We start from the raw sequence: 13,731 nt of genomic DNA, 5'->3' as shown, positions 1-13,731 counted from the left end.
AAAATTGGGAGTTCAGCAGGTAAAGAATTCCTGTGAACATGGAAATATTTAGTTGTGCAGAAAACTTTAGGCGTGTACCGTTTGCAGCAAGTTCAGTTCAGCTAGGACTTGCTTGACTTGGTGTTTCACCTCTTCATCCGGTGAGCACAGCGGCAGGCGAACTGCGCCAACTTGCCACCCTTGCAGGCTCAATGCAGCTTTGACAGGAATCGGATTCGTCGTAATGAATAGGGCTTTAAACAACGGCAATAACTCTAAATGGATTTGGGTTGCTTTCTGAACTTGACCCTTCTCGAATGCTTGGATCATCTGCTGCAATCGCGTTCCGACTAAATGGCTGGCGACGCTGACAACCCCTCTGGCACCGATCGCTAACATCGGCAGAGTCAAAGAATCATCTCCAGAATAAATCTCAAATTCGGGCGGGGTCATCCGTCGAATTTGGCTCACTTGATCTAGATTGCCACTCGCTTCCTTAATTGCAACAATATTTGGAACTTCTGAGAGTCGTGCTACCGTTTCTGCCTGGAGATTCTGGCTGGTGCGTCCTGGGACGTTATAGAGCATCACAGGGAAATCCGAAGATTCAGCGATCGCTCTAAAATGTTCATACAGTCCAGATTGGGGTGGCTTGTTGTAATAGGGTACAACCTGCAAAGAGCCATCTAACCCTATTTTAGCCGCTTTTTTCGTTGCTGCGATCGCTTCTGATGTCGAATTCGATCCAGTTCCCGCCATCACCTTCGCCCGACCCGAAACCGCACTTCTCACGACTCGGAACAATTCAAACTCTTCATCCCAAGATATCGTGGGCGATTCTCCGGTCGTGCCACAAACCACGATCGTATTGGTGCCCGTCTCGACGAGATGATCTGCTAATTTTTCTGTAACGGCATAATCGACTGCTCCATCCGCTGTAAATGGCGTGACCATGGCAGTCAAAACAGTTCCAAAATTTACCACACTCTATTTAAACTCCTCTAATGATCACGATTGCGTTGCTAAAGCTGGTTTGAGCAAGTTTTTCTCGATTAGTAATTCTGCAATTTGAATCGCGTTCAGGGCGGCTCCTTTGCGGATCTGATCCCCACACAGCCACAGTTCAAGACCGTTGGGATTAGAAAGATCTCGGCGAATCCGTCCGACTAAAACTTCGTCCTTGCCGCTGGCATCGATCGGCATTGGAAAATAATTTGCGTTCCAATCCTCGACCAGCTTCACGCCCGGTGCTTGCTGTAAGATTTCTCGCGCTTTTTCAACTGCAAACGGACTATCAAACTCCAGGTTAATCGCTTCTGAGTGTGCCCGTAAGACGGGAACCCGTACACAAGTTGCAGTAATTCTCAGATCTGGCGCTCCGAAGATTTTGCGAGTCTCATTTACCATCTTCAACTCTTCTTCGCAGTACCCGGATTCATCGAGCTTTGAATTGTGCGGAAATAAGTTGAACGCCAAGGGATACGGCAAAATTTCGGCTTTCGGAGATTTGCCTTCAAGAATGTCGATCGATTGATGCTTCACCTCTTCCATCGCTCGCGCCCCCGCACCCGAAGCCGATTGATACGTCGCTGCCACAATTCGACGAATCGGCATCACTTGATGCAAGGGATAAACCGCGATCGACATTAAGATCGTCGTGCAGTTCGGATTGGCAATCACGCCTCGATGTTTTGCGGCTGCCTCTGGGTTCACTTCAGGCACAACTAGTGGCACATCAGGCTGCATCCGAAACGCGCTGGAGTTATCGATCATCACGGCTCCCGCTGCCACGATATCTTTCACCCATTGTTTCGAGATTGATCCGCCTGCTGAAGCCAGCACGATATCAACATTGTTAAACGAATTTTCGTTTACGGCTTCGATCGCTAAACTCTCGCCCTGAAAGGTCAGCGTTGAACCTGCCGATCGTGGAGAGGCTAACAGCTTCAATTCAGAAACCGGGAAATTACGCTGATCCAACAGTTCTAATAGTTCAGTTCCGACTGCTCCTGTCGCCCCTAAAATCGCTACTCGATAGGATTGACCCAAAATAAATTCCTCCACACAGGCTTCAAGTTAGAAAAGCATCAATAGGATTTCGTCTACGCGAAACTTAGTAAAAATAATAAAGATTTTGCTCTTGTTCGGTTCCTTCAGAGACTAACGCGCTTTGGGCATGAATTCAAGTATTCAGACGGAAACCGTTTCGTCGTACATATTCCCCAAATTATCGCAGATTAGCGATACGTCAGAATAACTATTCTCATACAGCGGCAATATTTGAAAACACTGTCATTCTTATTAGCTCGGAACTTAAAGTCAATAGATAAAAATTCATAGAAGAGACTAAACACCTGCTAGGACTGTAATCCTCCGTTTATTTGAGCAGGAAGCCACAAGTCTTCAGATCGAACTTCATAAATCTTAATGATTTATATATGGTAGTTCATCTGACCCAAAAACTTCTAGAACGCTTGATCTAGCGTATTGAATCATCCCTCCTTCTCTACGCTTACAAGACCTTACAAAGTGTATAGACAGTAACTCTCACATTCAGATAGAATGAATTCACTGATTCACCCCAAAGCCGAATTTCGTATTGTAAGATCCAATCAATCTTGCCCATCTTGGTAGGTTTGCCCGATCGCTACAGTGAGAAGATTTTAATGCGTTGGGGATTTAAGTCTAAAGAACTCAAACTTCTTTACGAGAAGAAGAAAGGCTCGACCCGATATGGAGCCACTGTGGTCGATGCGTTCTTTGACATCATGGCTCGAATTGATGCTGCTGCCGACGAACGGGATCTTCGGCAACTCTCAAGCTGTCGTTTGGCAGCACTAACGGGTGAGCGTGATGGGCAGTATTCGATAAGGTTGAATGGTCAATGGTGCTTACTGTTAGTACTGACAAGGGATCTGCTAGGAGAGTATCTCCAGATTATGGGTATCGAAGAACATAACTGATACACGGGGAAGTAGGCTTATGACTCAACCATTGCAGCCCGCTAAGGTATTTGCACCTGGGCGGGTAATTAGCGAAGAACTGGAGGCGCGAGATTGGACACAAAAAGATCTCGCAGAAATCATGAGTCGCCCACCTCAAACAATTAACGAAATTATTAAAGGAACAAAACAAATAACGCCAGAGACAGCTCTAGAACTCTCCGCGGCGTTTGGAACATCTGCGGAATTTTGGATTAATCTTGAAGCAAACTATCAACTTTTCCTAGCAAGACAAACGCAGGTAGAGAAGCCGATCGCACGGAAAAGCAAAATTTATAATCGTGCCCCAGTTTCTGAGATGACGAAGTTGGGTTGGTTGCAAGAGACGAAATTAATTGATGAGTTAGAGCAGCAAGTTTGTACGTTTTACGGAATTTCTAATATTGATGAAACTCCTCAAGTTGCAATGGGTATGCGCCGCTCCGAACAGCGTCAACCTAAAATAAGCGCTCAGACGGCATGGGCAAAGAGAGTAGAAAATTTGGCTCGTCAGCAAAGGGTTGCGGTTTACGATCGACAAAATCTAATTCAAGCGATTCCAGAACTCGCCAAGATGAGTCTTCAGCTTGCGAATGTTGCACGGGTTCCTGAATTTCTGATGGATCATGGAGTGAGATTTGTGATTGTTCCACACCTCTCTAAAACCTATTTAGATGGTGCAGCATTACATCTCGACAATCAAATAGCTCAACCCGTAATCGCGCTGACGTTGCGCCACAACCGCAACGATAATTTCTGGTTTGTGTTAATGCACGAACTTGCCCACATCGTATTAGGTCATGAAGGACTGATTCTGGATAACTTGGATGAAGAAGATGTGGATGAAAACGAAGTTGCGGCAAATGAAATGGGTCGGAATTGGTTATTAGATCCGATCGCATACAATCAATTTCTTGAACAGGCTCAACCCTCTTTTTCTGAATCCAAAATTATCAGCTTTGCCACTCATCAAATGCGCCACCCTGGAATAGTCGTAGGACGATTACGCTGGGAAGGCAGACTTTCTTACAGTCAGCTAAATAAGCACATTCTTCCGGTCAAAAACGAGCTTCAGGATTGGCTAGATGTAGCTCAACGAGATCCATCTAAATCTGTAGCGGAGATTTTGCAGCGCAGTCAGAGTAGGCGAAAGAAGCGCTCCGCGCCGCCACCAGAGTTAGATAGTACCCGAATGATTCAGGATGATCGCAACCGATGAGCTTATCTCTGAGATACGTGATAGACAGCAGTGTTTACATGAAGCATCTGATTCCTGATCCATTGTCTAACCAGGTAGATGAATTGCTTTCCTACATACCGCAATCGGGTACAGCGTTATTTGTTCCTGATCTTTTCTACATTGAATGTACAAACGTATTGTGGAAGTATATTCGAGCTGGGCAGTATGATCTTGCTGATTTGGCAGATGATATGGTGGAGCTACGATCGCTTCCATTTTTAGCGGTTTCTGCGCCAGATTTGATGAGCGATGCGATTAACATCGCAGTAGCTCAGGGGATTAGTGCCTATGATGCTTGCTATGTTGCTCTATCGCAGCAAGCTTCTGCACCAATGCTGACGTTAGATCTGAAATTAGTGAATAAGTTGTCAGCCACAGCTTACGATGTGCGTGATTTTAGCGGAGAAAAGTTCGCCTAAATTATCTTTCCTGGAAAGCTTCGTTTCACTATAACTTGCTCTTAAGAAAGAGATTTTTCAAATGGATTTCAATACTCTTCACAGTTTGATCCTTAAGATTCCCCCAAACGGATCGCGCAACCGTGACTAGAATCGGTTAGTATAGCTTACTGCTTGATAGAAATTCGCATTCTTTGTCACTTACGCCGATGAAAGTTACCCAGGAAAAACTTCCCGCCAGTCAAATCGGGCTGGAAATTGAAATTACGCCAGAGATGTCTCAGAAAACCTACGATCGCGTGTTGCAGGATTTTACGCGATCGTTGAATGTTCCGGGGTTCCGTAAAGGCAAAGTACCGCGCCAAGTCTTGATTCAGCGCTTCGGAATGGCGCGAATCAAAGCCACGGTGATCGAAGAATTAGTTGATGCTGCGCTAAAACAAGCGATCGAGCAAGAAAAGATCGAAGCATTGGGAAATTTCCAACTGCGATCGTCGTTCGATGACTTAATTGCTCAGTATACGCCGGGTCAAGCGCTGACATTCTCAGCGTCAGTGGATGTGTCGCCTGAAGTGACCCTAAAGCAGTACAAAGATTTCACGCTTCAAGCAGAAGAAGTGAAGCCCGATCCAGAAAAAGTCGATTCGGTGATCGAAAACTACCGGACACAAATGGCAACTTTGATTCCGATCGAAGATCGCCCCGCTCAAAAAGGTGATGTTTCGGTTGTTGATTTCAAAGGTCGGTTTACGCCTGTGGATGGTGAGGAAGAAATCGAAGTTCCGGGCGGTGATGCCGCTGATTTCCAGCTTGAACTCGAAGAAGGTCGCTTTATTCCGGGATTTATCGAAGGAATTATCGGCATGAATGCGGGTGAAACGAAAGAAATTTCGGTCACGTTCCCAGAAGATTATCCCCAAGAGCAGCTTGCCGGACGACCTGCGACGTTTGAAATTACCCTCAAAGAACTGAAGGGCAAAGAACTTCCGGAAGTCGATGATGACTTTGCGAAAGAAGCGAGCGGTGATGAATTTGAAACGATCGCCCAAATGCGTGAATCCTTAGAAAAGCGTTTTGCTGAAGAAGCTGAAGAGCAAACCAAATCGAATAAAGAAGAAGCGCTTCTAAACGAATTGCTGAATCAAGTTGAGGCGGACTTGCCCGAAACCATGATCGAACGTGAAGTCGAATATATGGTGACGCAGACCGCGATGCAGCTTCAGCAACAAGGCATTGATATCAAAAAGCTCTTAAATAAGGACACGATTCCGATGTTGAAAGAGCGATCACGCCCTGATGCGATCGAGCGAATCAAGCGCACTCTCGCCCTCGGTGAAGTCGCCAAACAAGAATCGATCAAAGTCGAAGAAGACGAACTCAATAACAAAATTCAAGAACTGCTGACCGAATTGGCGGGACGCGACATTGACATGGATCGGCTCAGAAGTGCCGTCGAAGAAGACTTGCTCAAAGAAAAGATCATGGATTGGCTAACTGCGAACTCAACGATCGAGCTTGTCCCCGAAGGAACTTTGAAAAAAGACGAACCTGAAGAAGTAGAGGAATCCGACGATACCGAAGCGGAAGCAGTCGAAGTTGAGGTTGTAGAGTAGGGCTATAAATGGCTGTGGGGTAGGTGTCTCACCTGCCCAAGTGATTTATAAATCCAGCAAATCATTAAGCATTCAGATGTAAGCCTGATAACTTATCGTTTGTTGGCTAGAATTGAACTTGTGGAACGTAGCCGCTTGCCTCATGTATAACTCCCAATCTCACGACTACATCATTCAAAATCTCAGCACGCTGGATGTCGTCTCCCAAGCCGCTCCAACCAATGTCGTCCCGATGGTGGTTGAGCAGTCTGGGCGCGGTGAACGTGCCTTTGATATTTACTCGCGTCTGTTGCGCGAACGAATCATCTTCCTCGGAAGCGCGATCGATGACACGGTTGCCGATTCGATCGTGGCTCAACTTCTGTTTCTCGAAGCCGAAGATCCTGAAAAAGATATCCAAATCTATATCAATTCTCCGGGTGGCTCTGTCACAGCGGGAATGGCAATCTATGACACGATGCAGCAAGTCAGCTGTGATGTCGTGACCATTTGTTTTGGACTCGCTGCTAGTATGGGAGCGTTCCTTCTGTCCGGTGGAACTCCTGGAAAACGGATGTCCTTGCCGAGTTCTCGAATTATGATTCACCAGCCGTTGGGTGGCGCTCAAGGGCAAGCCGTGGACATCGAGATCCAAGCGAAAGAAATCCTTTATCATAAGCGCAAGCTGAATGAGTTACTCGCTCAGCACACCGGACAACCGCTCGATCGCCTCGAAGCAGACACAGAACGCGACTTCTTTATGTCTGCCGAAGAAGCAAAGGCTTATGGATTGATTGACCAAGTGATCACTCGGCAAAATCTCCCTAAAGCAAACGAACCTGTCGCCGCAGCAAGATAAGAGGCAGCTATGTCAAAGTACGACTCCCATCTAAAATGTTCTTTTTGTGGCAAGTCTCAAGAACAAGTCCGTAAACTAATCGCTGGTCCAGGTGTTTACATCTGCGATGAGTGTGTCGATTTGTGCAATGAGATTTTGGATGAGGAGTTGTTTGACTCCAGTGCTGCCCCGCAACCTGTCCCGCGCCGAGAGCAAGCCCCAGAAAAACGTCGATCGCGTTCTGCAAATATTTCCCTCAATCAATTGCCCAAACCGCGAGAGATCAAGAAGTATTTGGATGAACACGTCATCGGTCAAGATGAGGCGAAAAAAGTCCTCTCGGTCGCGGTTTATAACCATTACAAGCGTCTGAGCTTTCTACAGGCGAAGAGCAACGGCAAGTCGTCCCCAGACGATGTCGTTGAACTTCAGAAGTCGAATATCTTATTGATTGGTCCGACTGGATGCGGTAAAACGCTTCTCGCTCAGACTTTAGCTGAAATTCTTGATGTTCCGTTCGCGGTAGCTGACGCGACAACATTAACTGAAGCGGGATATGTCGGTGAAGATGTCGAAAACATCCTGCTCCGGTTGCTTCAAGTTGCTGATCTCGATGTCGAAGAGGCGCAACGCGGAATTATCTATATTGACGAAATCGATAAAATTGCGCGGAAGAGCGAGAATCCTTCGATTACCCGTGATGTATCGGGCGAAGGCGTTCAGCAAGCACTATTGAAAATGTTGGAAGGCACGATCGCGAATGTCCCTCCTCAAGGCGGTCGCAAACATCCTTATCAAGACTGCATTCAAATCGATACCAGCAACATCTTATTTATTTGCGGTGGTGCGTTTGTGGGACTCGATAAAGCGGTCGAACAGCGGATGGGCAAACGAGCGATGGGATTTGTCCAATCCGGCGAACAATCGAAAGAAAAGCGCACTGCTGATGTATTGCAACACTTAGAACCGGACGACTTAGTGAAATTCGGTCTGATTCCTGAATTTATCGGACGGATTCCAGTGATGGCAGTGGTCGATCCACTTGATGAAGATGCACTCGCTGAGATTCTCACAGAGCCGAAGAATGCGCTGGTGAAGCAGTTCCAGAAATTGCTGAAGATGGACAATGTACAGCTTGAATTTAAGCCTGATGCGGTAAGAGCGATCGCACAAGAGGCATACCGTCGGAAGACCGGAGCGCGGGCGCTTCGGAGCATTGTCGAAGAAATGATGCTCGATATCATGTACGAGTTGCCTTCCCGTAAGGATGTGACTCGCTGTACGATTACTCGCGAAATGGTTGAGAAGCGATCGACGGCTGAACTGCTCCTACATCCGTCCTCGATTCCAAAACCGGAATCAGCATAAAGCTTGATTAGCAGATTGAAAGTCCGATGATACCCTAAGCATTAGACATCAATCTGCTAAACGGCATGGCTTACATTTCAGTGAACGGATTTAATCACTATTACGAATGGATTACTGAATCGGGGAATGAACCGAGCGGTAAGCCAGTTTTAGTATTTATTCATGGTTGGGGTGGTTCTGCTCGATATTGGGAAAGTACGGCTCGATCGCTGTCTCATCATTTCGATTGTTTGCTGTACGATATGCGCGGATTCGGTCGCTCAAAGATGGATAAAGCGCCTGAGTCTACTTATCAATTAGATATCTACGTCAGAGATTTGGCGGGGCTGTTAGTTGCACTAGGGCTTCAGAAAGTTTGTCTGAATGCTCATTCGACTGGGGCATCGATCGCGGTTTTATTCCTTAATCGATACGGGGAATTCGTCGATCGAGCTGTTCTCACCTGTAGTGGCATTTTTGAATATCAAGAAAGAGCATTCAAAGCCTTTCATCAGTTTGGTGGCTATGTGGTGAAATTCCGTCTGCCGTGGCTTTATAGTTTGCCGTTTACCGATCGCTTATTTATGCAGCGATTTCTTCATCAGCCTGTCCCGCGTGAAGAAAGTCGCGCATTTTTAGCGGATTTCTTACTAGCAGATGAAGCGGCTGCACTCGGCACAATGTATTCCGCTGTGAGTGAAGAAGCAGCGAAAACGATGCCCGGTGAATTTGCTCGAATCTCGGTTCCAACGTTGTTAATTTCGGGTGAATACGACAAGATTATTCCTCCTGAATTGGGAAAAAATGCTGCGGTATTAAGTGATCGAGTTCAGCACGTCACGATTCCAAACACCGCACATTTTCCAATGTTGGAAGATCCAGAAACGTATCTTCAACACGTCACAGAGTTTTTAGGTGTGGCAAGTCCCGCAGTTCTATAACGTTGGACAGCGCTTCTCAATCGATTAGAAAGCCAGCAATCGTACTGTGGATAAACAGGCAATCGCTGAACTAAATCAAATCCGTGAGGTCGCAAGAATTTTTCTAATTCTGAAGCTTTGGGATGCGGATAATCAGGATTTACTTCATCATGTGGACTAATTCCACCTAAATCAGTTGCACCTGCTTCTAAGCAAGCAATTAAATCGTTTGAAACGAGATTTGGGGGGATTTGAATCGAAATTGATTTTGGTAAAGTCTGACGCGCGATTTTGATTAATTCGATTAATTGCTGTGGGCTGAAAGCAGCTTGAGAGAGGCTGTCTTTGTGACCTGGACTGTAGGGCTGTAGAATTACTTCTTGAATATGACCAAAGCGATCGTGAATCTGAGCAATTTTCTCTAATGTGTCGATACGATCGCGCTCACTTTCCCCAATTCCTAGCAGCAATCCGGTTGTAAATGGAATCTGTAATTCTCCTGACCAGGTTAATTGTTGCGATCGTACTTCTGGAATTTTACTCGGTGCATGGCGATGAACTTCTTCTAAAAACGTCATTTGTTCCAACATTAACCCCATTGAAACATTCACCGTTTTCAGTTTCGACATCTCATCAAAGCTGAGAATTCCAGCATTAGTATGAGGTAGAAATCCCATTGAAAGCGCAAGTTCGCAAAGATCGAAAATGCGATCGAACCAAGCCGCTCTTCTCGAACTTTGCGGATGAACTTCGCCACTTAAAACTAGAATTTCAATCACGTTCTGAGATTGAAGCTGTTTTAGAGTCTTTTCTGCCTTGGACAAACTCAGCCATTCATCTCGATCAACCCGAAAATTGCAATACGTACAGCGATTAAAGCATTCGTAAGTTGGAACGATCGTATAAGCCGGACTGTAAGTAATCGATCGCATCAGCGCACCAGAATAGACATACTATCTGGAATACCAAATTTTGCGCTCTTTTGCTAAGTTCTTCCGCTTTGCATAGATGTTCTTAACGTGCGTTTTTACCGTATTCAAGCTGATATTGAGCAACGCAGAAATATCTTGATACGGATATTTTTGACGCAGTAAGAACCAGATTTCGGCTTCTCGATCGGTTAAATCATATTTATCTTGCTCGATCGCTAATTCATTCCGCATCGATTCATGACAATCCTCGATCAAAACCAGAAGTAACGGCTGTGGCGTTGACAAATTCATCCATCGAGCTTGTAAGCGCAAGAACTGCTCTTGTTCTTGATACTCCATAATCAGCGGCTCTGGCGAATCTTCTTGAATCAATCGCTGGCAAAGCTGACAAATGCTGATTGGTAATTCATTCGCTTCATTTCGTAAACGATCGCACAAATCTTTCGCTTTCTCATTGCAGTAAACCATTTGCAGCGATGAAGCCAATACCATTACACCGAGGGGCATCGCTTCTAGCAACACTCCCCAAAGCGCGTCTTGACTCACAAAATCACCCTCTGAAGAAGACAAACTCGAAAAATCCCCCTGATTTCCTTCGTTTGAGTGATTGCGGCGAGAGCGACGATTCGATCGCTGTTGAGCGTATACATTGACCCAGGCGACATGGCGTGCAGGAGGCACAGAGAAGAAGGGAACAGTCATAGCTTCGGAATTGTTAAGCACTGCCTCATTGTGCGAACTGTCCTTCTGAACACACAATGAGCGCACTGAAGCATACTGAATTAACCTGAACAACAGCGAACGAGACTGAAGTAATTTGAAGTTTTAGGAATTTTATCAGTCTGAAAGGAAGAACTCATCATAATAAGAGCACAGCTCTGAAACCATTGATGGTGCATAACTTTGGTTAAGACAGAGCGATATCAATTAGAAGGTGCGTGTTCAGTCATTCGATCGCAATCGAATGTGCATATTCCTATTGCAAATCGAACTAAATAAAAGCATCCGTAATTTCTTATCTCAGATTGTCGTTGATTTAGCATTCGCTTGACTATCACCCAATTGGGTTGTTTTCCTAAATCTTCAAAAGCCCCCACCTGTCATGCTTCCAGAACTCGTAGATCGCTTGTTCCCGATCGAGATCCAACGTCCGTATGTATCAATGATTCAGCGTCGAGGCGGACTCACACGACGCAAAGCAGAATATTTTGTGCGGTTGTGGGCTTATCTTCTTCTAAAGCAGCAGGAAGAATTACATGGGCGGCTTCCCACGAATCTAAAAGAGCTTCAGGCTCCAGACGGTCTGATTAGCTGCACTCATCGCGAAGCGGCTGAACTGTTTTACCAAGGTCAAGATCGAGGCAGCGATCGAGCCGCTGGAATGATGATCGATCGCTTAGTTTCCCTCGGACTCCTCGATAAAGAGTACGACGGAAATTCGCTCTGTTTACAAGTTCGTTCTCTGCCTGATTTGGAACTGCCCAAACCGGAAAAATCGATCGAACTTTTTGCCGACGCGTTTAATCCACGGACTGATGCAATCTCGATCGCAAATCTGTATACCCGCAACTACGCACCGATGATCCGCGATGGTGCTGCCATGTCGAAGGTTGCGAAAGTTTTAAGAATTTGGTCGCAACAGTACGCGACTGGAATGCGAGTTTTACGACGGTCTGACAATCACACAGTCGTCGCCGCCTCTGTGCTTTTCCCGGTGGCATCAGAATCGGAAGGTTACTTCTTCCAGCAGCCAAGTAAAAGTTTCTACCTCACCACTGATAATCCAGTCGATCCGTTCATTATGGCGGTTCCAGGCGATCGAACTTGCCTATCAATTCACATTCGAGCCTGGGTCATCGATCAGCCTTATCTGACCGTCGCGACGTTGTGCCAGCTTCTAGAAGACGCACAGCAGACTTTACTAAAGATTCGGAACGACTATCCAGAAATCTGTGACTTGTATTCGCTAATCGTTCATCCGATTTATGAGAGGTTGCGGCATGTTCTTGGATTTGAGCGAATTTGTGAAGACCATCAGAAGTCGTTTGCTTGGATTCATGGCTCTGTCGATCGATTCTTAGAAACCGATATGAAGCAAGCACTGGCGAATCTCAGGATTGGAGATGCTTCTCATTCCTGAAATTTGAACCCCAAACGGCACGAGTTCTAACGATCGACCTGTGCAACAGTAAATTCACTGTTACAGAAAATGAGCAGAAACTTAATTCACCCCTTTACAAAACGAAATAACTCGCTTAATCTAGTTTCATAGATTGATTCGTCAATCTAATCTTTGAGTAAACCAATTAAGCACTCATACAGAACCATGACAACCACCTTACAGAGACGCGAAAGCGCCAACCTGTGGGCGCAGTTCTGCAACTGGGTCACCTCCACCGAAAACCGCCTGTACGTAGGCTGGTTCGGCGTGTTGATGATCCCCACCTTGCTCGCTGCTACCATCTGCTACATCGTTGCCTTCATCGCAGCACCCCCCGTGGACATCGACGGCATCCGCGAACCCGTTGCAGGTTCGTTGATGTTCGGTAACAACATCATCTCCGGTGCAGTCGTTCCTTCATCGAACGCAATTGGCTTGCACTTCTACCCGATCTGGGAAGCAGCATCACTCGACGAGTGGCTGTACAACGGTGGACCTTACCAACTGGTCGTGTTCCACTTCCTCATCGGAGTCTTCTGCTACATGGGACGTGAATGGGAACTCTCCTACCGTCTCGGCATGCGTCCTTGGATCTGCGTTGCTTACTCTGCCCCTGTTGCAGCCGCAACCGCAGTCTTCTTGATCTACCCGATCGGACAAGGCTCGTTCTCCGATGGTATGCCCCTCGGAATCTCTGGAACCTTCAACTTCATGTTGGTGTTCCAAGCAGAGCACAACATCTTGATGCACCCCTTCCACATGCTCGGCGTAGCAGGTGTATTCGGCGGCAGCTTGTTCAGTGCAATGCACGGTTCGTTGGTCACCTCCTCGTTGGTTCGTGAAACCACCGAAGCAGAAAGCCAAAACTACGGCTACAAGTTCGGACAAGAAGAAGAGACCTACAACATCGTTGCAGCACACGGCTATTTCGGTCGGTTGATCTTCCAATACGCATCGTTCAACAACTCACGCGCATTGCACTTCTTCTTGGGAGCATGGCCCGTGGTTGGTATCTGGATGACCGCCTTGGGTGTGTCCACGATGGCATTCAACCTGAACGGATTCAACTTCAACCAATCGATCATCGACTCGCAAGGTCGTGTGGTCAGCACCTGGTCTGACGTGATCAACCGTGCGAACTTGGGTATGGAAGTGATGCACGAGCGGAACGCTCACAACTTCCCGCTCGACTTGGCGGCAGGTGAAGCGGCACCGGTTGCACTGAGTGCACCTGCAATCCACGGCTAATTCTCAACAGAGCTAGCACAAAGCCCTCCACGACTGGGGGGCTTTTTCGCGTTTAAATTTGATTCGTTTGGGGCAAGTCAACTGAAGAACTATCG

At 46.5% G+C, this 13,731-nt stretch carries 13 protein-coding genes; 9 read left to right on the top strand and 4 right to left on the bottom strand.

What is annotated here, in order from left to right:
• Positions 1-66: 66 nt before the first annotated feature.
• Positions 67-942 carry a 4-hydroxy-tetrahydrodipicolinate synthase gene (gene dapA, locus NIES2104_RS19845; RefSeq protein ID WP_339375160.1) on the bottom strand — a complete coding sequence of 292 codons (876 nt, stop codon included), beginning with the start codon at positions 940-942 and terminating at the stop codon, positions 67-69.
• Positions 943-987: 45 nt separating this feature from the next.
• A complete protein-coding gene (locus tag NIES2104_RS19840) occupies positions 988-2,028 on the bottom strand; it encodes an aspartate-semialdehyde dehydrogenase (RefSeq protein ID WP_059001922.1) in 1,041 nt (346 codons plus the stop codon).
• A gap of 569 nt (positions 2,029-2,597) precedes the next feature.
• On the opposite strand from NIES2104_RS19840, the gene NIES2104_RS19835 reads away from it, so the two are divergent.
• The 7 genes from NIES2104_RS19835 (at position 2,598) to NIES2104_RS19805 (ending at position 9,316) form a co-directional block, all read left to right on the top strand.
• Positions 2,598-2,942 (top strand): type II toxin-antitoxin system RelE/ParE family toxin, encoded by a 345-nt coding sequence (locus tag NIES2104_RS19835; protein ID WP_156427002.1) that lies wholly within the window; start codon positions 2,598-2,600, stop codon positions 2,940-2,942.
• 19 nt (positions 2,943-2,961) lie between these two features.
• A complete protein-coding gene (locus NIES2104_RS19830; RefSeq protein WP_072218103.1) occupies positions 2,962-4,179 on the top strand; it encodes a HigA family addiction module antitoxin in 1,218 nt (405 codons plus the stop codon).
• Positions 4,176-4,619 carry a type II toxin-antitoxin system VapC family toxin gene (locus NIES2104_RS19825; protein ID WP_058999982.1) on the top strand — a complete coding sequence of 148 codons (444 nt, stop codon included), beginning with the start codon at positions 4,176-4,178 and terminating at the stop codon, positions 4,617-4,619. The genes NIES2104_RS19830 and NIES2104_RS19825 overlap by 4 nt, the downstream gene beginning before the upstream one ends.
• A 188-nt stretch (positions 4,620-4,807) precedes the next feature.
• Complete coding sequence (gene tig, locus NIES2104_RS19820) at positions 4,808-6,211, top strand: trigger factor (protein ID WP_058999981.1); 1,404 nt, start codon at positions 4,808-4,810, stop codon at positions 6,209-6,211.
• A gap of 142 nt (positions 6,212-6,353) precedes the next feature.
• Complete coding sequence (gene clpP, locus NIES2104_RS19815) at positions 6,354-7,049, top strand: ATP-dependent Clp endopeptidase proteolytic subunit ClpP (RefSeq protein WP_058999980.1); 696 nt, start codon at positions 6,354-6,356, stop codon at positions 7,047-7,049.
• A gap of 9 nt (positions 7,050-7,058) precedes the next feature.
• Positions 7,059-8,396, top strand: a complete 1,338-nt coding sequence (gene clpX / locus NIES2104_RS19810) for an ATP-dependent protease ATP-binding subunit ClpX (RefSeq protein ID WP_058999979.1) — start codon at positions 7,059-7,061, stop codon at positions 8,394-8,396.
• 65 nt (positions 8,397-8,461) lie between these two features.
• Positions 8,462-9,316: an alpha/beta fold hydrolase gene (locus NIES2104_RS19805; protein ID WP_058999978.1), complete on the top strand. Its 855-nt coding sequence runs from the start codon at positions 8,462-8,464 to the stop codon at positions 9,314-9,316.
• On the opposite strand, the gene cofG is transcribed toward NIES2104_RS19805, so the two are convergent.
• Together cofG and NIES2104_RS19795 are read right to left on the bottom strand one after the other, a co-directional pair.
• Complete coding sequence (gene cofG / locus NIES2104_RS19800; protein ID WP_058999977.1) at positions 9,268-10,227, bottom strand: 7,8-didemethyl-8-hydroxy-5-deazariboflavin synthase subunit CofG; 960 nt, start codon at positions 10,225-10,227, stop codon at positions 9,268-9,270. The two genes, NIES2104_RS19805 and cofG, sit on opposite strands and share 49 nt — an antisense overlap.
• 21 nt (positions 10,228-10,248) lie before the next feature.
• Entirely contained in the window at positions 10,249-10,929 is a 681-nt protein-coding gene (locus NIES2104_RS19795; RefSeq protein WP_058999976.1) for a helix-turn-helix transcriptional regulator, read from the bottom strand.
• A gap of 400 nt (positions 10,930-11,329) precedes the next feature.
• On the opposite strand from NIES2104_RS19795, the gene NIES2104_RS19790 reads away from it, so the two are divergent.
• On the top strand, positions 11,330-12,367 hold the full coding sequence (locus NIES2104_RS19790) for a hypothetical protein (RefSeq protein ID WP_058999975.1): 1,038 nt from the start codon (positions 11,330-11,332) through the stop codon (positions 12,365-12,367).
• A 186-nt stretch (positions 12,368-12,553) separates the two neighbouring features.
• Positions 12,554-13,636 (top strand): photosystem II q(b) protein, encoded by a 1,083-nt coding sequence (gene psbA / locus NIES2104_RS19785; protein ID WP_058999974.1) that lies wholly within the window; start codon positions 12,554-12,556, stop codon positions 13,634-13,636.
• The last annotated feature ends 95 nt before the right edge of the window (positions 13,637-13,731 follow it).

The organism is Leptolyngbya sp. NIES-2104, assembly GCF_001485215.1.
Lineage (GTDB): Bacteria > Cyanobacteriota > Cyanobacteriia > Leptolyngbyales > Leptolyngbyaceae > Leptolyngbya.
Note: the sequence above shows the minus strand (reverse complement) of the source record. Positions and strands in the feature narration are given on the sequence as shown.